The sequence below is a fragment of the Arcicella gelida genome (assembly GCF_034931025.1).
GTDB classification, from domain to species: Bacteria; Bacteroidota; Bacteroidia; order Cytophagales; family Spirosomataceae; genus Arcicella; species Arcicella gelida.
The window spans coordinates 23495-43505 of sequence record NZ_JAYGIL010000027.1; the positions used below are offsets into that span (position 1 = coordinate 23495).

Annotated in this window: 18 protein-coding genes and 2 tRNA genes; 7 read left to right on the forward strand and 13 right to left on the reverse strand. The window is 36.6% G+C overall.

Annotation, left to right across the window (positions count from 1 at the left end):
- Positions 1-101 precede the first annotated feature (101 nt).
- The 6 genes from uvrA (at position 102) to VB776_RS18375 (ending at position 6541) form a co-directional block, all read left to right on the forward strand.
- Entirely contained in the window at positions 102-2939 is a 2838-nt protein-coding gene (gene uvrA / locus VB776_RS18350) for an excinuclease ABC subunit UvrA (RefSeq protein ID WP_323698334.1), read from the forward strand.
- A 49-nt stretch (positions 2940-2988) separates the two neighbouring features.
- Entirely contained in the window at positions 2989-3648 is a 660-nt protein-coding gene (locus VB776_RS18355) for a hypothetical protein (RefSeq protein ID WP_323698335.1), read from the forward strand.
- Between the two features lie 62 nt (positions 3649-3710).
- Positions 3711-4595, forward strand: coding sequence for a PPK2 family polyphosphate kinase (locus VB776_RS18360; RefSeq protein WP_323698336.1), 885 nt, complete (start codon positions 3711-3713; stop codon positions 4593-4595).
- Positions 4596-4648: 53 nt separating this feature from the next.
- On the forward strand, positions 4649-5368 hold the full coding sequence (locus tag VB776_RS18365; RefSeq protein WP_184130612.1) for an RluA family pseudouridine synthase: 720 nt from the start codon (positions 4649-4651) through the stop codon (positions 5366-5368).
- Between the two features lie 28 nt (positions 5369-5396).
- A tRNA-Arg gene (locus VB776_RS18370) sits at positions 5397-5468 on the forward strand.
- Between the two features lie 179 nt (positions 5469-5647).
- The gene (locus VB776_RS18375; RefSeq protein ID WP_323698337.1) at positions 5648-6541 is read left to right on the forward strand and encodes a Fic family protein; all 894 of its coding nucleotides are present in this window, start codon (positions 5648-5650) and stop codon (positions 6539-6541) included.
- 1 nt (position 6542) lies between these two features.
- Here the strand turns inward: VB776_RS18375 and VB776_RS18380 are convergent, their stop codons facing one another.
- From VB776_RS18380 to VB776_RS18410, 7 genes are all read right to left on the reverse strand, one after another.
- Positions 6543-7163: an ABC transporter ATP-binding protein gene (locus tag VB776_RS18380; RefSeq protein WP_323698338.1), complete on the reverse strand. Its 621-nt coding sequence runs from the start codon at positions 7161-7163 to the stop codon at positions 6543-6545.
- 75 nt (positions 7164-7238) lie between these two features.
- Positions 7239-8015, reverse strand: a complete 777-nt coding sequence (gene lpxA, locus VB776_RS18385) for an acyl-ACP--UDP-N-acetylglucosamine O-acyltransferase (protein WP_323698339.1) — start codon at positions 8013-8015, stop codon at positions 7239-7241.
- A gap of 36 nt (positions 8016-8051) precedes the next feature.
- Positions 8052-9446 (reverse strand): bifunctional UDP-3-O-[3-hydroxymyristoyl] N-acetylglucosamine deacetylase/3-hydroxyacyl-ACP dehydratase, encoded by a 1395-nt coding sequence (locus VB776_RS18390; protein WP_323698340.1) that lies wholly within the window; start codon positions 9444-9446, stop codon positions 8052-8054.
- Positions 9439-10473 carry a UDP-3-O-(3-hydroxymyristoyl)glucosamine N-acyltransferase gene (gene lpxD, locus VB776_RS18395; RefSeq protein WP_323698388.1) on the reverse strand — a complete coding sequence of 345 codons (1035 nt, stop codon included), beginning with the start codon at positions 10471-10473 and terminating at the stop codon, positions 9439-9441. The genes VB776_RS18390 and lpxD overlap by 8 nt, the downstream gene beginning before the upstream one ends.
- Positions 10474-10527: 54 nt before the next feature.
- Entirely contained in the window at positions 10528-11760 is a 1233-nt protein-coding gene (locus tag VB776_RS18400; RefSeq protein WP_323698341.1) for an HD domain-containing protein, read from the reverse strand.
- A 95-nt stretch (positions 11761-11855) separates the two neighbouring features.
- The gene (locus VB776_RS18405) at positions 11856-12008 is read right to left on the reverse strand and encodes a hypothetical protein (protein WP_323698342.1); all 153 of its coding nucleotides are present in this window, start codon (positions 12006-12008) and stop codon (positions 11856-11858) included.
- A gap of 107 nt (positions 12009-12115) precedes the next feature.
- Entirely contained in the window at positions 12116-12532 is a 417-nt protein-coding gene (locus VB776_RS18410) for a hypothetical protein (RefSeq protein WP_323698343.1), read from the reverse strand.
- 135 nt (positions 12533-12667) lie between these two features.
- Between VB776_RS18410 and VB776_RS18415 the strand changes: the two genes are divergently transcribed.
- A tRNA-Ile gene (locus tag VB776_RS18415) sits at positions 12668-12741 on the forward strand.
- Between the two features lie 177 nt (positions 12742-12918).
- On the opposite strand, the gene VB776_RS18420 is transcribed toward VB776_RS18415, so the two are convergent.
- The 6 genes from VB776_RS18420 to VB776_RS18445 all read right to left on the reverse strand — a co-directional run bounded on the left by VB776_RS18420 (position 12919) and on the right by VB776_RS18445 (position 20009).
- Positions 12919-13245 (reverse strand): helix-turn-helix domain-containing protein, encoded by a 327-nt coding sequence (locus VB776_RS18420; RefSeq protein ID WP_323698344.1) that lies wholly within the window; start codon positions 13243-13245, stop codon positions 12919-12921.
- Positions 13246-13270: 25 nt separating this feature from the next.
- On the reverse strand, positions 13271-13576 hold the full coding sequence (locus VB776_RS18425; protein WP_323698345.1) for a type II toxin-antitoxin system HigB family toxin: 306 nt from the start codon (positions 13574-13576) through the stop codon (positions 13271-13273).
- 279 nt (positions 13577-13855) lie between these two features.
- Positions 13856-16993 (reverse strand): efflux RND transporter permease subunit, encoded by a 3138-nt coding sequence (locus VB776_RS18430; protein ID WP_323698346.1) that lies wholly within the window; start codon positions 16991-16993, stop codon positions 13856-13858.
- Positions 16994-17296 (reverse strand): DUF190 domain-containing protein, encoded by a 303-nt coding sequence (locus tag VB776_RS18435; protein ID WP_323698347.1) that lies wholly within the window; start codon positions 17294-17296, stop codon positions 16994-16996. It lies immediately after the preceding gene.
- Positions 17297-17308: 12 nt separating this feature from the next.
- A complete protein-coding gene (gene mgtE, locus VB776_RS18440; protein ID WP_323698348.1) occupies positions 17309-18682 on the reverse strand; it encodes a magnesium transporter in 1374 nt (457 codons plus the stop codon).
- A 280-nt stretch (positions 18683-18962) separates the two neighbouring features.
- Positions 18963-20009, reverse strand: a complete 1047-nt coding sequence (locus VB776_RS18445) for an efflux RND transporter periplasmic adaptor subunit (RefSeq protein WP_323698349.1) — start codon at positions 20007-20009, stop codon at positions 18963-18965.
- Positions 20010-20011 lie beyond the last annotated feature (2 nt).

Sequence of the window (20011 nt, forward strand, 5' to 3'; positions counted from 1 at the left end):
TCTTTATTGAATAGCGGTCTTTTTTGGTAACTTTATAAGATACTTTGTTGTTAAAATGAAGATTGTCGTCATTTGCTTACTCACAAACTTGAAATTTATCCATGCCCAATCATACAAAATCTGATATTACAGGTTACGAACAAATAGAGATTCTCGGTGCAAGAGAACATAACCTTAAAAATATTGATTTAACCATCCCTCGCAATAAACTTGTAGTCTTCACTGGAATTTCTGGCTCTGGAAAGTCTTCTTTGGCTTTTGATACCATTTATGCCGAAGGGCAGCGTCGTTATATGGAAAGCTTTTCGGCTTATGCTCGTAGCTTTTTGGGTAATATGGAACGCCCCGATGTGGATAAAATCAATGGACTTTCGCCCGTAATTTCTATTGAACAAAAAACTACTTCTAAAAACCCTCGCTCTACGGTTGGTACGGTTACGGAAATTTACGATTTCATGCGTTTATTGTTTGCTCGTGCGGCGGAGGCATTTAGCTATGTAACGGGAGAAAGAATGATTAAGCAGTCTATCGACCAAATCATTGAAGTAATCTTGCAAGATTATCAAAATCAGAAATTGATTCTTTTGGCTCCAGTCGTAAAAGGTAGAAAAGGTCATTACCGTGAACTCTTCGTACAAATTGCTAAATTGGGTTATACCAAAGTAAGAGTCGATGGCATAGTGATGGACATTCAGCCAAAAATGCAACTCGACCGTTTCAAAATTCATGATATTGAAATTGTTGTTGATAGAATTATCGTAAAAACAGAAGAACGTTTTCGTTTGTCGCAATCCGTTCAAACAGCCTTGAATCAAGGAAAAGGTTTGATGATGACTCGTGATGAAAAAGGAGAAGTACGTAATTTTTCAAAATACTTGATGGACCCGATTTCGGGGATTTCTTACGATGAACCTTCGCCAAATAATTTTTCTTTCAACTCGCCTTATGGCTGGTGTCCTACTTGTCAGGGCTTGGGAAAAGTAGAAGAAATTACGGAAGAATCAATTTTGCCAGATAAAACACTCAGTATCAGCAAAGGAGCAATTGCACCTTTGGGCGAGTACCGTGATATGTGGATTTTCAAGCAATTAGAAGTATTACTGAAACCATACAAAGTAAATTTGACGACTCCCTTGGAGAAATTTCCAGAAGAAGCCATCAAAATCATGTTGTATGGCACAGACGAACCTGTGCCAGTTCCTTCAAAAAAATACGAAGGAACAGACTGGAATACGAAGTACGAAGGCATTATTGTTTTCTTAAAACGTCAGCAAGAAACAGGTTCAGAGAAAATTCAAGAGTGGTTGAAAGACTTTATGGTCGTGAATACTTGTCCAGATTGTAAAGGATTACGTTTGAAAAAAGAATCATTGCATTTCAAGATTGACAAAAAAAATATTGCCCAATTAGCAGAATTAGACATCGCTGAATTGGCGGAATGGTTTGTAGGTTTAGAAGACCGCATGAACGAACGCCAAAATGTAATTGCCAAAGAGATTTTGAAAGAAATCAGAAAAAGAATTGGTTTCCTAACAGGCATTGGGTTGGAGTACTTAACGCTGAATCGTTCACTAAGAACATTATCGGGTGGCGAAGCACAGCGTATTCGTTTGGCAACGCAAATTGGTACGCAATTGACTAACGTTTTGTACATCATGGACGAGCCAAGTATTGGTTTACATCAGCGAGACAACGTAAAATTGATTCAAGCCTTGAAAGATTTGCGAGATTTGGGCAATTCAATTTTAGTAGTTGAACACGATAAAGATATGATGTTGGCTTCTGATTATGTGGTGGATATTGGGCCGGGAGCGGGTCGTCATGGTGGTTCGATTGTCGGACAAGGAACGCCCGAAGAATTTTTAAAGAATAATTCAACAACGGCGAAATTTCTGAGCGGAGAAATTGGGATAGGAGTACCCAAACAACGCAGAAAAGGAAATGGAAATTTCCTGATTATCAAAGGAGCAACAGGCAATAATTTAAAAAATGTTACGCTGAAATTACCACTTGGGAAAATGATTTCGGTAACGGGCGTAAGTGGTTCGGGGAAATCTTCTTTGATTCACGATACCATGTACCCGATTTTGAATCGTCATTTTTTCAATGCTAAACGTGAACCAATGCCGCATAAATCGGTAGAAGGTTTAGAGCATTTGGATAAAGTAATAGAAGTGGACCAGTCGCCAATTGGTAGAACGCCACGTTCAAACCCTGCTACTTATACAGGAATGTTTACGGACATTCGTACACTTTTTGCCGAATTGCCAGAGTCAAAAATCAGAGGCTACAAAGCCGGACGTTTTAGTTTTAACGTAAAAGGCGGACGTTGTGAGGATTGTGAAGGTGCGGGCATGAAGAAAATAGAAATGGAATTTTTGCCAGATGTACACGTAGCTTGCGAAACTTGTAAAGGAAAACGTTTCAATCGTGAGACTTTAGAAGTACGTTTCAAAGGAAAATCTATTGCAGACGTACTGGACATGACGGTAGAACAAGCCGTAGAATACTTTGAAAATCAGCCAAAAATTGCCCGAAAAGTACAAATGTTGAAAGAAGTAGGTTTGGGTTACATTACAATTGGTCAGCAAGCGACAACACTTTCGGGTGGCGAGGCACAAAGAGTAAAATTAGCCGAAGAACTTTCAAAAAGAGATACAGGCAAAACCATGTATATTTTGGATGAACCCACCACAGGTTTACATTTTCAAGATATTAAAGCATTATTGGAAGTACTCGACCGTTTGGCGGATAAAGGCAATACTGTGTTGATTATTGAGCATAATTTAGATGTTATCAAAGTATCAGATCATATCATTGACGTTGGTCCAGAAGGTGGACAAAAAGGCGGACAAATCATTGCCGAAGGCACACCCGAGCAAGTAGCCAAAGTAAAAGGTAGCCATACAGCGAGGTTTTTGAAAGAGGAGTTGGTTTGAGTGTGGAGTTTTAATCTAATCTGAGGAAAATATAAATATTACAGCTTCTATGGAAATAAACCAGTTTTATATCTTGATTAAAGAGAATCGTTGTGAAGACTTTATAACATATTGCGAAAAGTATAAGGAGGAAATAAAAACTAACCCATATTTATCACAACCTTTAAATACTCTAATATATGAAGAAATAGGGAGGGAATTAGAAATAACCCCTCTGAAACCCATTATAAAAGATTGGATAGAAACACTATATTTAGCACACTCAGGTAATATATTAAAGCTTTCAAATGAACAATTTGAAAAAATTACAGTAGCTCAAATTAAGGTTTCGGAAGGAAATATAGAAGCTTGTAGGAGTTACGCCAAACTTTTTCCTGATAACCCTATTTGTAAAGAAATATTGGATACAGAAATAGAAGAAAGTAATAACATTATTCCACTTTTCCCTAAAAATAAGGAAATACCTGTTTTTGAGAAAGATAGTAAACCCTTAACTATAAAAGAAAAAATGAAAATCAGTATACTTAACAAGCTTAATCAAAAATCTAAAAGAATAACAATAAGTAACTTGTACGATAATATGAAGTTAATTAGTAATGACTTTAAAGAAGATTTATATTATACTTGCTTGAGAGAATTGAGGAATGATAGGAAAATATCTTTTGGCAATATTAATAATATTGATACAGAGGTACATTTGATAAGTTAGTATAAAGACACAGCCCATGGCGAAAGCAAAATATTGTCTCTCTCCCCAAAAGCAATCAAATCATGAAAATAGACATCAAAGACTTTGAGTACAACGGTGAAAAGAAATTTAAAATCAAAAATTCAGTTACTAAAGTTAAAGATTTTTATGAATCTGCGGAGGAGTATGAGTTGATGATGGCTGAGATAAAAGAGGTAATTGATAAACGCCAAAGTTTGATGTATGCTGATGACCGTTATGCGATGTTGATGATTTTTCAGGCTTCGGATGCGGCAGGAAAAGATGGAACTATCAAAGCGGTACTTTCGGGGATTAATCCTGCTGGAATTTCAGTACATAGTTTTAAAAAGCCTACTCAGGAGGAATTAGACCATGATTTTATGTGGCGAAATATGGTAAAAATGCCTGAGAGAGGAAAAATGGTTTTTCACAATCGTTCGTACTACGAAGAGTTATTGGTGGTAAAAGTACATCCTGAGATTTTATTAAAAAGTGAAAGACTTCCTTTAGAGCTTACCAAAGATTTGGATAAAGTATGGGAGCATCGCTATGAGGATATTCGCAATTACGAAAAATATTTGAATAGAAACGGAACTGTTGTGCTAAAATTCTTTCTGAATGTATCAAAAAAAGTACAAGCTGAACGCTTGATTGAACGCATTAAAGACCCAACGAAAAACTGGAAATTTGAAGAAGGCGATGTAAAAGAGCGTGAATTTTGGAATGATTATCAAGCGGCTTACGAAGAAATGGTAAACCAAACCGCCGCCAAACATGCTCCTTGGTATGTAGTGCCAGCAGACGATAAAAAGAATATGCGATTGATTGTCAGCAGTATTATTTTACACCATATCAAGGCTTTAGAAATGGCGTATCCAGAAGCAGATGAGGCTCGCCAAGCTACTTTGCTACAACTCATCAAGGTAATCGAGCAACAAAATGAATAAGCTAATGTGAAACTATTTTGGTAAATTGCAGGCTTAAAGACAAAAAGATTACCATGCGACTGAATTTCAAGGACTTAATTATATTTGAGAACGACGATTATATTGTTATCAACAAACCTCCATACATTGCTTCATTAGACGAACGCCAGGCTGATAATTCGCAGAGTATTCTTCGTTTAGCAAAAGAGTACTCAGACGACGCTCAGTTGGCTCACCGTTTGGATAAAGAAACTTCGGGTGCTTTAGCAATTGCCAAAAATCCTGCGGCGTATCGTCATTTAGCGATGCAATTTGAACACCGTCAGGTAGAAAAACGCTATCACGCTGTCGTGAATGGTGCAAATGATTTTGAAATGATTTCAGTCTATTTGCCCATCGCTCAGAAAAGAGATGGAACACAAGTAATGATTGACCGCCAGAAGGGAAAAGAGGCTGAAACAATCTTCAATACCATCAAAGTATATCGTAATCATACTTTGGTAGAATGTATGCCTGTAACGGGTAGAATGCACCAAATCAGGATTCATTTGGTATGTTTGAAAGCTCCAATTGTTTGTGACCCAACGTATGGCGGAGAGTTTATTTACTTATCTGATTTAAAAAGAAAATTTAATCTAAAAAAAGATACAGACGAGCTTCCTTTGATGAAAAGAGTAGCCTTACACTCTCGTTCTTTAACCTTCAGATTATTGAATGATGAGATTATTAAGGTAGAAGCTCCTTATCCGAAAGATTTTGAGGTTTTGGTAAAGCAGTTAGAGAAGTTTTCGTAATTTTGCGACCATCCAATTCAAGGCTCTCGGCTCCGTAGTTCAATGGATAGAATGTAGGTTTCCGGTACCTAAGATGAAGGTTCGATTCCTTCCGGGGCCACAAATAATCAGAATAAACCCTTAGCATTTAAAATGTTAGGGGTTTTGTTTTTTATTGGGGTACACTTTGTGAAAAAGTTTTAATACGGCAATATTGTTACTGTTATCGGCAAGGTAAATCGAAGAAAGTATGTTTATTTATGCTATATTTGCCGATAACGGCATGTAATAAGAGCAATTATGAATTATATTTCAGTAAGTGAATTTGCAAAAAAATGGAATATTCCAGAAAGGACTGTTCGAAATTACTGTGCTACAGGAAAAATACAAGGAGCTTTCTTAACAGGTAAAACTTGGAATATTCCAAATGATGCTACTATCCCTGAAAAGGGGAATAAGAAGAAATTTAGTAATAATCCCTTACTCAATCATCTCAAAGAGCAAAAGGATATGAAGCTCAATGGGGGTATTTACCATCGTACACAGATTGACTTGACCTATAATTCAAATCGTATTGAAGGAAGTAGGCTGACACACGACCAAACCAGATATATTTTCGAAACCAATACTATTGGGGCATCTCAAGAAAGTATAAATGTTGATGACATCATAGAAACCACCAACCACTTTCGCTGTATTGATTTAATCATTGACAAAGCAAAAGTCAAACTAGCTGAATCTTTGATTAAAGAGTTACATTTTCTTTTAAAATCAGGGACTTCTGATAGTAGAAAAGATTGGTTTAACGTTGGGGAATACAAAAAATTACCAAACGAAGTCGGGGGTAATGAAACTTGTCCACCTAAAGAGGTTGCTACAAAAATGACAGAACTACTTGCTGCTTATCACAACATCGAAAAGAAAACGTTAAAAGATATTATTGATTTTCACTATCAGTTTGAAGTTATTCATCCCTTTCAAGATGGTAACGGACGTGTTGGTCGATTGATTATGTTTAAAGAATGTCTTGCCAATAATATTGTACCGTTTATTATAGATGAAGACCTAAAGTTTTTCTATTACAGAGGTTTGCAAGAATGGAATCATATAAAAGAATATTTGTTAGATACTTGTTTTACCGCTCAGGATAATTACAAAGCGATTCTTCAGTATTTTGAAATAGTATTCGAATAGATTATTGCTTAAAATCATGAATATTGAAAACCTTATCACAGAAATCATATTCTGAGGGTTGATTGGAGCAGATAAATAATAAACGATTCTTAGAATATTCCTGTACATTCTTTAAGTACCAGTTGCAAGCGTTATTATCAAGGTTAGAAGTTGGTTCATCAAGCATCAAAATCTCGCAATCAGACAAGAAAGAGAGTCCTAATTTTACTCTTTGCTTCATTCCAGATGAGAAATACTTTATCTCTTTGTTTTTAGCCTGCGGTAATTCTATAAAATCAATGAATTGACTGATAGTAAGTTCGTCTCTTAATGGTTTAAACTTGATATGAAAGGCTAGAAGTTCGCTTAAAGTGAAGTCTTCGATAAGTTCTAAGTAAGGAGCAGTAATGCTAATGTGTTGATAGAAACTATCAACTTCAAGAGTTTTATCGCCATCTTGAAAACTAACAGTTCCTTCGCTATGAGGCATAAAGCCCGAAAGTACTTGAAGTAAGGTAGATTTTCCACTACCATTTGCACCCGTAAAAGTATAGGAGTTTCCAGTATGAAAGGTCAGATTTACATTTCTGAAAATCCATTCATTTCTGAACTTTTTACCAAGATTTTGAGTGATGATGTGCAATTTACCTGTGCTGATTAAATTTTAAAGGTTGATACTGAATATTCTAAACATTCAGTATCAACCTTTTGAAGAATATTAAGAAAGTCCTTTCATGATACCTCTTTCAGAATTACGGATGAAGTTGACAATTTCATCACGTTCAGAAGAAGCAGGAAGATTGATTTCAATTTGCGTTAAAGCATCAGAAGTATTTAAGTTTTTCAAATAAATATACCTGTATGCTTCTTGAATTTGTGAGATTTGTTCTTCTGAAAACCCACTTCTTCTTAAGCCAACAGAGTTAATACCTACATAGCCAAGTGGTTCACGGGCAGATTTTGTATAAGGAGGAATGTCTTTTCTTACTAAAGCTCCTCCTGAAATCATTACATGTTTTCCGATTTTTACAAACTGGTGAACGGCAGCTGTACCACCAAAACGAGCGAAATCTCCCACTTCTACGTGACCAGCCATTTGCACATTGTTGGCAATAATTACATTGTCGCCAATGATACAATCATGAGCAATATGGCAATAAGCCATGATTAAGCAATTTTTACCAATTTGTGTTTTATACTTATCAACAGTACCTCTGTTTAGGGTTACACATTCACGAATAGTTGTATTATCACCAACGATGGCAAGTGTTTCTTCGCCCTGAAATTTTAAATCTTGTGGAATAGCAGATATTACAGCACCCGGGAAAATACGACAATTTTTACCAATTCTTGCACCAGGGAAAATCGTTACGTTTGAGCCAATCCAGCTACCTTCACCAATTTCCACATTTTGATGAATCACCGTAAAAGGCTCTACGACCACATTCTGAGCAAGTTTGGCGTCGGGATGTATGTACGCTAAGGGTTGTGTCATATTTTTATTGATAACAACGAATTTTATTCGTAATAATTAACTCTTTCTTACTAAGCTTGCTGTCATGTCAGCTTCACAAACTACTTGTCCACCCACATAAGCTACACCGTGCATTTTTGCGATACCTCTTCTGATAGGAGCCAATAAATCACATTTGAAAATGACAGTATCGCCCGGAACTACACTTTTTCTAAAGCGACAGTTTTCGATTCCTACCAAATATGGCCAGTAGTTTTCTGGGTCTGGAACAGAGCTAAGTACAAGAATACCACCTGTTTGTGCCATCGCTTCTACTTGCATAACGCCCGGCATGACAGGATTGTTAGGGAAGTGACCCATGAAATAATTTTCATTCATGGTTACGTTTTTGATACCAACAACACTTTGGTCGTCCAAATAAATGATTTTATCAACCATTTGGAATGGATAACGATGAGGAAGTAATTGATAGATTCTCTCGAAAGTAAAGATTGGTGGTTGTTTTGGATCATACTGAGGTACTTTGTTTTTCTCAGTTTCCAACATCAACTTTTTGATTTTCTTGGCTAGTTCAACATTAGCAGCATGACCCGGACGAGCGGCTAAGATTTGTGCTTTGATAGGACGACCCACTAAAGCTAAATCTCCAACCATATCCAATAATTTATGGCGAGCCATTTCATTATTGTAATACAATTCTAAATTATTAAGAATACCTTTTTCTTTAGAAACGCTTACTTTTGGTTTGCCCAAAACCATTGCTAAGTGGTTAAGTTCATCCTCAGAATAATCACGGTCTGCAATGACGATGGCATTTGATAAATCTCCTCCTTTGATTAAATCTGCTTTATATAAAGCTTCTAATTCATGAACAAAACAGAAAGTACGGCATTTAGCAAAGCTTTCATTAAACTGACTGATGGCAGTTAAATTAGCATGCTGACTTGTTAAGAATTTAGAATTATAATCAACCATGGCTGTTAAGCGGTAGTCGTTAAGCGGCAAAGCTGCCAATTCTACACCTCTTTCAGCATCTTTATATCTTATTTCAGAAGGAATTTCAAAGAATTTACGATGTGCCTCTTGCTCTTCTAAACCAGCATCCAAAATAGCTTCTACAAATTTGATAGAACTTCCATCCATAATTGGCGGTTCTGGCCCATCTAATTGTATCAAAACATTATCAACCTGACAGCCTACCATTGCTGCTAATACATGTTCTACTGTATTGATTCTAGCTCCGTTATGTTCGATGGTTGTTCCTCTTGAAACATCAACAACGTGATCTACATCGGCATCAGCAATAGGCTGATTCGGTAAATCTATTCTTTGAAATTTGTATCCATGATTGGTAGGAGCGGGTAAAAATGTCATATTGGCTACAACACCTGTATGTAAACCAACACCAGACATCGTAACCGATTTCTTGATGGTATGCTGTTTGTTATTCATTGCTTTTTAACTTATTTTCTAATTCTCTCAATCGTTTTTCTGTAGCAGGGAGTTTACGAATAAGAGCCTGTGTTTTCAAGTAGTCTATATTTTCTGTGGCAGGAGTTCCGCTTAAAATCATTCCTTCTTTATTAGGAGCTTTAGAAACACCTGATTGCCCCATTACGATGGTTTTATTTGGAACAGAGATATGTCCATTAATACCAACTTGTCCGCCAATCATACAATTTGCCCCTACTTTTGCCGAACCTGCAATACCTGTTTGTGCCGCAATTACTGTATTTTTACCAATTTCTACATTGTGTGCAATTTGAACCAAATTATCAATTTTTACACCTTCTCTAATAATGGTAGAGCCGATTGTGGCACGGTCAATCGTTGAATTTGCACCAATACTCACGTAATCTTCTAAAACTACATTTCCTAATTGGGGAATTGTTTGATAAGTACCATCAGCTTGCGGAGCAAAACCGAAACCATCTGCACCAATTACTGCATTGGCATGAATGGTACAATGATTGCCGATACGAGTATTTGGATAAATTTTTACACCCGAATAAAGGGTACAATTATCACCAATAATACTTGCTTCTAAAACCGTTACGTGAGGATAAATTTTTACGTTTTTACCAATTTTACAATTATCAGCAATATAGCTAAAAGCACCAATATATTCGCCTTCGCCAACTGTAGCCGAACTACTGATGAAAGAGGGCTGTTCAATTCCTTTCTTCTGATTTGCGATGAATTTTTGGTATTCTTGAAGAAGTGTAGTAAAGGCAGAATAGGCATTTTCAACTAAGATTAAAGTAGAAGAATATTCCTTTTTAGGCTCAAATGTTTTATCAACAATTACAGCAGTTGCCTGAGTAGTATATAAAAAATGCTCGTATTTAAGATTCGCTAAGAAGGAAATACTGCCTTTAGTTCCATCTTCAATTTTGGCTAATTGGTTAATTTTAAGGCTTTTATCGCCTTTTACTTCTCCATTTAGCATCAGAGCAATTTGTTCAACGGTAAATTCCATTCTTGGGGTGGTGGTCGTTGGGTTTTGTTTTTGGACGGCTTCGCCTAACATATTTTACCGCAAATATACATTCTTTGCCCAACATATATAATATTTTTTGACGATGTTACTTAATGCTTTTATTGTTGGTAAATCAGATGCTTCGGCAATATCCAATACTCTTTTGTCTTTTGTCAGAATATTAATGTTCTGTTTGCCAGATACATAAGCGGCATTAGAAGTATTTCCTTGGATGATTAAGTAAGGCAAATCACTTTCTTGAACACTTGGATTACTTAGTAAATCAATTTGAATTTTTTCAAGATAAGATGCTTCAATAGGAGCGTCTGAAATATGAATTTTGAATAAATCTCTATCTAACAACATTTTACTGATGTTTGAAAGTAATTTGTCTGGATGTTTTGCCCAAATTTTCACACAAGCCCAAATGTCATAATCGTCCATTTCGGCAAAGGCTTCTAGGTAAGATATATCGGCAATAAAGTCTTCTAAACGTACTTCATTTTTTAAAAAAATCATGAAAGCGGGTGTTGCAAAAACATTTTCGCCTGCTCGGATTAATTCTCTGGCTCTGGTAATGATTTGTATCAACATCGTTTCGGCACAAATAGAGGTTTTGTGCAAATACACTTGCCAGTACATTAGTCGGCGTGCAGTAAGGAAGTTTTCGATAGAATAGATACCTTTTTGTTCTACAACTAATTGATTATCGACGATATCCAACATTTTCAAGATTCTGTCAGCACCAATAAATCCTTCACGAACACCCGTAAAAAAACTATCACGGTTCAAGTAATCCATTCTGTCAACATCTAATTGACTAGAAATTAGTTGCGTGAAAAATTTTCGTTCATAATTGCCTGTGAACATTTTTATTGCCAAAGTCAAAGCTCCACCCAATTGGCGATTTAATTCTTCCATCAATAAAAATGAAATGTGTTCGTGTGGTACTTTATCCAAAATGACCGATTCTAAGACATGAGAAAATGGGCCGTGACCGACATCGTGCAATAAAATAGCAATCTGTGCTGCTTCTAGTTCAGCATCAGAAATTTCGTGTCCTTTACTGCGTAAAGTCATTAAGGCTTCGTTCATCAAATACATCGCACCCAAAGCATGATGAAAACGAGTATGCAAAGCACCAGGATACACATATTCAGCCATGCCCAATTGCTTGATTCTCCGCAAACGCTGATAATAAGGATGCTCAATCAAATCAAAAATTAGCTCAGTTGGTATATTGATAAACCCATAAACAGGGTCATTAACGATTTTGCGTTTGTTCATGTGTTTTAGTTGTGAATGAGTGAGTTTTGAATTAGTGAATACTTTCAAAATCTTACTTCTTGTTTCTTATCACTTTCGTCTCTCAGTCCAAAAGTCTATCTCAAAATCTTGTCTCTTGCTTCTTGGCTCTTACTTCTTTCGTCTTCAAATCCTCCAGTCCTAAAGTCTTCCAGTCCCCATAAAAGTCCTTGTACCAAAATCTTGTCTCTTACATCTTGCTTCTTGTCTCTTACTTCTTTAGTCTTCAAATCCTCCAGTCCTAAAGTCTTCCAGTCCCCATAAAAGTCCTAAAAAACAAAAATAGCGATACAAAAACTGCATCGCTATTTTTTTTAATTATTTAGTCGTTAAAAACTTAATTATTACCGCCTTCTCTACGACCACCTCCATTTCCGCCACGACCTCTCATTTCTTCTTGTAATTCAGCATATTTTGTTAATTGTTCAGCCGTGAAAATTGTTTTCAATTTTTCATCTTGAGCTTTAGTCAAATCACGTAATTCTTGCATCGCTGCACGTCTGTCAGAAGCATTTCTGATTGCTTCTCTTTTCGCCGTTCTTTCTGTTAATAAAGGCTTAACTTGATTTACTTGTTCGGTCGTCAAAGACAAAGCCTTTGTCCATCTTTTTAATTGAGCGTCAACTCTTTGTTCAGGTGTCATGTCTTGACGTTGACCATTCGATGCTTCAGCATTTTGAGCTACCGAAGTCTGAACATTTACGATAAAAGTAGCGGCTAATAAGCTCACTGCGAAGATTAATTTCCTTTTCATTGTTAAGATTTTTATTTTAAACGACGTTTAGATGAATAAGAATTGAAAAGGTTTAAAAGTATTTTTAAAAAGATATTTTGTAAAAATGCTTTTAAAAATCTAATTTTGCACCACAAAGAACTCAAACGCTTTGTAGGGCCTATAGCTCATTCGGTTAGAGCAACTGACTCATAATCAGTAGGTGCTTGGTTCGATTCCAAGTGGGCCCACAAAAAATCCCTCATAATCAATTGATTGTGAGGGATTTTTGTTTTTAAATATGTTTTTCTAAACGTTATTATCATTGCAAGTATCTTTAAATAACATACTTTCTACCTTGAATAAAAAAACCTGTCTCGCTTTGGTTAGTGGACAGGGTTTTGTTTTGGGAAGGGTTGAATAATACTTTATAATCCTGAAGGTATCAAAAAATTAATTGGAATATTTAATCCTTCGCTCAAACGTCTAATCATTGATACACTTAGTTCCTGTTTCCGATTCATCACCTTTGATACCTTGGTCTTATCTCCAATGAAAGGGATTAAATCACGCTGTTTTAGGTTATCTTGTTCCATCCTGTATTCCAAATACGCTATGGGGTCGCTGGCTTGCATCGGTACGTGTACGTCTTCGTATGCTTCTATCAAAGTGATAAGCATTTCCAATTCTTGTCCCTCTTCGCTTTCTTTTGCAGGTTTTAATTTCATCAAAGCACGAACCTTGTTCAATGCCATTTTGTGATATTTTTCGTTTTTGATATTATCCATCATATTCAACTGTTTTAACGTCTATTTTATCGTATTCTTTGTGTGTGCCTATCCAAATGATAAAAATCATTTGATACTCATAATCTATTTCAGTAACCAGCCTGTAATCATTCCCTTTGATATTGAATACAACTCTGTTATTTGAAATAATGCTGGCATTACCATAAGTTTGTTTTACATCGTTTGGTGTGTTCCATTCTACTTGCTTCACGATATTGAACCAATCTAATAACGGAAACTCTGCTGGCGGATGAATTAACCAAAAGTCTCTTAATGTACTTTTTGCAATGATTCTCATGTTTAAATACAATATATTGTTGCGAATATAGCAACTATTTAAAGCGTATCCAAAAAAGTATCTTCCTTTCTGTTCTCGAAACTACCAAGATGATTTTTAATTGTTAAAATTTGGGAGTATCCTAATTTTCAGCTACTTATCGTGTATATAAAAAGATTCTTTTAACAAATGTGTTATCGTATTAAATCAACAAAAAGAGAGTGCCTTTGAAAGCACCCTCCGTATTATATAAAGCAGATTAGGATAAATATAAAATCTCTTAAAACTTCACTTAAAAGCTTACTCTTGTTCTTCTTGTTTGTTAATTTTTCTATTCTTTTCCGCCCATAAATAAAGCGATGGCAAAATCAGTGGAGCAAAAATTAAAGTACTGGTTAGTCCGCCAATGATTACTGTTGCTAAGGGTCTTTGTACATCCGAACCAATTCCTGACGAAATTGCCGCAGGTACAAGACCAATAATAGCAACTACTAAAATGGATAATAAAGCTCTCAGTTGCTCTTTTGATGATACCAATACATTTTGTCGCAATTCGGTATCGTTTTCACCTTTGGCTCGATTAATGGCTGAAACTAATAATACGCCTGCCATTACCGAAATCCCGAAAATACTTACAAAACCTACGCCAGCCGAAACGTTGAAGTAATAACCACGCATCAACAAAGCCACAATTCCTCCACCCAAAGCAAATAAAATACAACTCATCGTTACTAAAGTATTGGGCAAATTCTTGAATAACATAAACAAGAAAAGAAACACCAAAAGTATCGTTAAAGGAATGGTGAAAGCCAATTGTTTGCCTGCACGTTCAAGGTTTTCGTATTGTCCACCGTAAATGATTTGATAGCCTTTAGGCACGTGTACTTTAGCGTCAATTTTATCTTGTAATTCTTTCACAAAACTGCCTTGGTCTCTGCCTTTGATGTTCGTCCGCACCGTCACCATTCTTTTACTTCCGTAGCGGTAAATATTGGTTTGTCCTTCCACAAAATGAATATCTGCCAATTGACTCATCGGAATTAAAGCTCCATTTACCGAAGGCACAAGAATATCTTTGATGGCATCAATAGAGTTTCTAAACTGTGGCAAAAAGCGAATCACAATGTCGTAGCGTTTTGTGCCATCATACAAAGTTGAAATCGTTTTTCCACCAATAGCCGCTTCAATCATGTTTTGAATATCAGCTACGTTAATACCAAAACGAGCCGCAGATTCACGATTGATATTGATAGCCAATTGGTCTTGCGGGCCTTCTTGCTCAATATTTACGTTGTCTGCACCGGCAGTTTGCTTTACGATTACGGCAATACTATCGGCTTTTTGTCGCATCATTTTCAAGTCGTCGCCAACAACAGAAATAGCCAAATCGGCGGCACTTCCTGTTACGATTTCCATTACTTGGTCGATAATCGGCTGACCCGAAGAAAAGGAAACCGAAGGCAATTGTTGTTGTAAATCAGTCTTGATTTTATCCACCAATTCTTTTTTAGAAATGGTTTTACTCCACAAACTATAATCTTTTAAACCAACCAAAATTTCGTTTCTGTTGGCTGGAAATGGGTCTGTTCCATCATCATTTCTACCTGTTTGGGTTATAACAAATGAAATTTGGGGATATTTGGCAATGGTACTTCTGATTTTAGCAGCATAACTGGCATTTTCTTGAATGGTAATACCCGCAGGAAAATTTCCTCTAAGGAAAATCGAACCTTCGTCCAGTGTTGGCAAAAATTCCGTTCCGAGTTTTATACCGCAGAAAATGAATATTCCAACAATAGTGAAACCGATTATTACGGTTTTTTTGTATTGATTCAACAACTTTTCTAAAAGATTTCCGTAGTGTTTCGACAAAAAATCCAGCACATAATTTTTATGCTCCTTCATCGGTTTGTCAAAATCAGCTAAGGCTTTTCTGTAACTGAACGAAATCAAAACAGGAATAAAAGTAAGTGCCGCCAACATCGAGCCAATTACGGCAAAAGCCAAAGTAAGTGCCATTGGCGAAAACAGTTTTCCTTCTACACGAGTCATCAATAAAATAGGCATATAAGCCAAAATGATGATGGTAACGGAGAAAAATATTTCACGACCTACTTCTTGTGCCGAAAGTAAAGTGATTCTGATAATGCCTTGTTTTTTCTCTTCGATAGTGGCAGTTCTGTACTTTCGGATGAGATGTTCTGCCATCAAACACGCTCCGTCAACAATAATCCCAAAGTCGATAGCTCCCAAAGAAAGTAAATTGGCTGGAATGCCCGTCAAACGCATTAAAATAAACGCAAACAAAAGGGAAAACGGAATCGTTAGGGCTACCACAATGGCACTTCTGACACTTCCTAAGAAAAATATCAAGAGAATCACAACGATTGAAATTCCTTCAAATAAAGTATGAGCTACGGTTTCTAAAGAATGGTCAATCAAGAAACTGCGGTCGTAAAGCGGACGTAAATGCACGCCTTCGGGCAATTCACTGGCTTGTAAATCCGCCATTTTTTCTTTCAAAAGCTTCAATACTTCACTTGGATTTTCGTAACGTCTTAACAAAATAATGCCTTCTACGCCACTTTTTACATCCAATTTATCCTTTGTAACGGTATATCCCAATACGCCGCTGGCGGGCGGAGGAGTAATCTCAACCGTAGCGACATCACGGATAAAAACGGGCATTCCATTATCCGATTTCAACACAATATTTTCAATATCTTTTTCTGTTTTAATTGCCCCTAAGCCACGAACAGCAAAGCCTTGTCCACCACGAGCCAAGATATTTCCGCCTGTATTTTGGTTATTGACATTTACCGCATCCGTCACATTTTGTAAAGTAATGTTATACTTTCTGAGTTTTTCGGGCGAAGTAATGATATGATATTGTTTTAAAGGTCCGCCAAAAGTTACCACATCAGCAATGCCCGGTACTTGTAACAACGCTGGTTTAATGACCCAATCTTGTAAATCTCTTAATTGCGTTTGACTAAAATTCGCTGGTGCTTCTACCACATAGCGATAGATTTCCCCAACGGCAGTACTCATCGGTGCTAATTCTGGATTTACGCCATCGGGCAACGTTGCCGAACTCAAACGCTCAATTACTTGCTGACGAGCGAAGTAATCGTCTGTGCCATCTTTAAAAGTTAATTGCACAACCGATAATCCAAAAATAGTACGACTTCTACGGTCTAATACATTGGGCGTATTTTGTAAGGCACGTTCTATCGGTACTGTTACTTGTTGCTCCACTTCTTCAGCGGCCCTACCGTCGTATTGTGCTACTACAATCACACAAGTATCAGCAATGTCTGGATAAGCTTCAATTTTCAATTGTGTAAAGCACCAATAGCCTACCGCCATCAGCACAGTACTTATCGCAATCACAATCCAGCGATTACGAAGGCTGAATACTAATAAATTCTTAATCATTTATGTCCACTGTTCTACTTGGTTCGTAATAATAAATCCACTTTTTACTTCTACTCTCAGTGTTGTCAGCACAGCTTTTACTTTCTCGGTATCGTCGATGAAAGTAATCATGATGGGCGTTTCATCGAAACTGAATAAATCGTTTGGGCGATGGAAATGATTGTTTGACCCAAAACCCGAAATGCCTTTAAAAACCGTTAATCCTTTGATTTTCTGGGCAATCAAAAATTGTACGATAAACTCATGTAAGGATTTTGTTCCAAAGAGTTCATCTTCATCTATAAAAATCTGAGCTTGAAGCATAGCCTTTTTTTGTTAAAGCAACGTTCCTTTCAACAAGAATGCTGCGATGCTGAAATAAATGATGAGTCCAGTTACATCCACTAAAGTAGCCACAAATGGTGCTGACGAAGTGGCTGGGTCGAAGCCTAATTTTTTTAAGACTATCGGTATCATTGAGCCACTTAATGTTCCCCACATAACGATGCCAATAAGCGAGAAAAATATCGTTGTGGCTACCAATAAATAATGTTCGGTATAATTAAACCAGTGGAATTGTTGCCAAAGAAGTATTCTGATAAAACCTATTGTTCCAAGAATAATTCCGAGAATAATGCCTGATGAAAATTCTCTTTTCATCACAAACCACCAGTCGCTAAAAGTGATTTCTTTCAAAGCCATTGCACGAATAATTAAGGTGGCAGCTTGTGAACCACTATTTCCACCGCTTGAAATAATTAAAGGAATAAAGAGTGCTAAAACTACGGCTTTTGAAATTTCATCATCGAAATAACCCATTGCAGAGGCAGTAAGCATTTCACTGAGAAAAAGTACAATAAGCCAACCTGCTCTTTTTTTGATGAGTGTAAAAATAGGCGTTTTCACATAAGGGAAATCCAAAGATTCTAAACCCCCAAATTTTTGAATGTCTTCTGTATCTCTTTGTTCCGCAAAATCCAGTACGTCGTCGGCGGTGAGTACGCCAATCAAAACATTTTTGTCTGTAACTACTGGCAATACATCTCGGTCGTATTCTTTGAATTTATCAATGGCAATTTCCTTGGTATCGTCAATGGTCAAGCTTACACAAAAGCCATCTAAAAGACTTTCAATGGTTTTGAAAGATTCGTTCAGTACCAATTTCCTAATCGGAATATCATCGACCAATTTTCCAGTTTCATCAATGACATAAATTACATTGGCGGCTTCGGTGTCGTTTGGATGATTTCTCAAATGTTCAATCGCTTCGCCAACGGTCATTTGTCTTGAAATCGTAGAAAAATCGGTATTGATCAATCGGGCAACGCTGTTTTCTGGATAACCGAAAAAATCATGAATTTCAGCTCGGTTTTTCTCAGAAAGGTATTCAATAAAGTACGACTGCTCTAAGCCTATTAAATTTGAAAAAAACTCGAATCTATCATCAGAAGGCAAATTATTTAGAATAGCTGAGGCTTTCTCTTTAGAAATTCCTTTGATGATTTGTACTTGCCAGTCGAAATTGAGATAAGCAAATACTTTCGCTTGCGAGTTTTTGGGTAAAGAAATAAATGATTCCGTAGCAATATCCAAAGGCAAAGAGCCAATGAGTATAGCGACATCGTTTGGGTGAACAAAATTTTTGTTACTTTCTAAACCCAATAAAGTACTGAAATCGCCCTTTAAAATTCTTGTTCTAATATCTTTCATGGCTTTTATTGGCTATCAGCTTTCGGAAATCGGCTGTCAGGTTTTAATTTCTTAGTCTTTTACCTTCTCCATTTTTCATGTACTTGTGTCGTTCCTACGGAACTTGATTATGTACAATTTTCATGACATCATTGCTACCGATACATCGTCCCTGACGGGACTTGAACTATAATTCTTCAAATCCATAAGCCCAAGACCCTAAAGTCTCAAAAAGAAAATCTTGTGTCTTATGTCTTTCATCTTCAAGTCCTAAAGTCTAAAATCCTCAAGTCCCCAAAAATCAATACCCAAAACTCAAACCCTTCAACTGCATTACTCCTTTAACAGCCACCGCTTCGCCATTTTGCAAGCCACTAAAAACCACAATTCTATCTCCAATCTGATTCCCAATATTTACTTCTCTGCGTTCAAAAGTATTGTTCACATTCTTTACAAAAACATAAGTTTTCCCTTGAACCGTTACGACCGCATTTTTATCAATATTGATATGCGAACCTTCACTTACGCCAAATAAAACTGTTGCAAACATTCCTGCTTTTAGTTTCTGTTCTGAATTGTTTAAGCTAATTCTGAGCTTCACCATTCTGGTCGATTCGTCGATAACATCGGCTACTTCTTCAATTTTTCCTGTAAATTTTTCATTCGGGAACGCCGTAAATTGTAAAGTACAATTTCTTCCTTCTTTGATTTTACTGATTTGATTTTCAGGAATATCACAAATAATAAAAGCCTTTCCAGCACTTGCTTTTCTCAATGCTTCTGGATTAAATCCGCCTGTTTTCAGCTTTGTTTCATGTTCGATAATGGCGGTTTTTTCGTTTGCTAAATCGTTTTGAACCATCGCCAATTCTGTTTCTGCACTTAATAAATCTACTTGTGCATTGGCTACGTCTTTGCCAGTTCCTGCTCCATTTTTTTGTAAATCTTCAAAGCGACTCACTTCTACTTTCTTGCGAGCAATAATGGTTTTCTTTTGTTGAATGATTGTCGCACGCTGACGAATATTCTCTAAGTGTTGCAAAAGCGAAGTGTAATTGCTGGCTAAATCTGAGTTTTCAAACAAAATAATATTTTGCGAAGCACCTTCTTGTGAAGAAACCACCGTTGCCGACACTTTGGCTGGAGCGGTAATTTCATCATTGAGCGAAGAACTTCCCAAGGTTTCTGTGGCAAAAAACTGCATACTTGTCGAAGTTGGGAAAACGACTTTTATGCCGTTTTCCTGTACCATTGGCAATACATCTACTGGTTTGGTTACCTGATTTTCTTTTCCTCCACAAGCCATCATTCCGACCGACAAAAGGAGTACACTGCTTATATTTTTCATCT

Coding starts and splice junctions, on each gene's coding strand:
- uvrA (WP_323698334.1), top strand. CDS start 102: ATGCCCAATCATACAAAATCTGATATTACAGGTTACGAACAAATAGAG.
- lpxA (WP_323698339.1), bottom strand. CDS start 8,015: ATGACACAACCCTTAGCGTACATACATCCCGACGCCAAACTTGCTCAG.
- VB776_RS18435 (WP_323698347.1), bottom strand. CDS start 17,296: ATGCTTCAAGCTCAGATTTTTATAGATGAAGATGAACTCTTTGGAACA.
- mgtE (WP_323698348.1), bottom strand. CDS start 18,682: ATGAAAGATATTAGAACAAGAATTTTAAAGGGCGATTTCAGTACTTTA.
- VB776_RS18390 (WP_323698340.1), bottom strand. CDS start 9,446: ATGAATAACAAACAGCATACCATCAAGAAATCGGTTACGATGTCTGGT.
- VB776_RS18355 (WP_323698335.1), top strand. CDS start 2,989: ATGGAAATAAACCAGTTTTATATCTTGATTAAAGAGAATCGTTGTGAA.
- VB776_RS18400 (WP_323698341.1), bottom strand. CDS start 11,760: ATGAACAAACGCAAAATCGTTAATGACCCTGTTTATGGGTTTATCAAT.
- VB776_RS18375 (WP_323698337.1), top strand. CDS start 5,648: ATGAATTATATTTCAGTAAGTGAATTTGCAAAAAAATGGAATATTCCA.
- lpxD (WP_323698388.1), bottom strand. CDS start 10,473: ATGGAATTTACCGTTGAACAAATTGCTCTGATGCTAAATGGAGAAGTA.
- VB776_RS18420 (WP_323698344.1), bottom strand. CDS start 13,245: ATGGCATTGAACAAGGTTCGTGCTTTGATGAAATTAAAACCTGCAAAA.
- VB776_RS18410 (WP_323698343.1), bottom strand. CDS start 12,532: ATGAAAAGGAAATTAATCTTCGCAGTGAGCTTATTAGCCGCTACTTTT.
- VB776_RS18425 (WP_323698345.1), bottom strand. CDS start 13,576: ATGAGAATCATTGCAAAAAGTACATTAAGAGACTTTTGGTTAATTCAT.
- VB776_RS18430 (WP_323698346.1), bottom strand. CDS start 16,993: ATGATTAAGAATTTATTAGTATTCAGCCTTCGTAATCGCTGGATTGTG.
- VB776_RS18445 (WP_323698349.1), bottom strand. CDS start 20,009: ATGAAAAATATAAGCAGTGTACTCCTTTTGTCGGTCGGAATGATGGCT.
- VB776_RS18365 (WP_184130612.1), top strand. CDS start 4,649: ATGCGACTGAATTTCAAGGACTTAATTATATTTGAGAACGACGATTAT.
- VB776_RS18360 (WP_323698336.1), top strand. CDS start 3,711: ATGAAAATAGACATCAAAGACTTTGAGTACAACGGTGAAAAGAAATTT.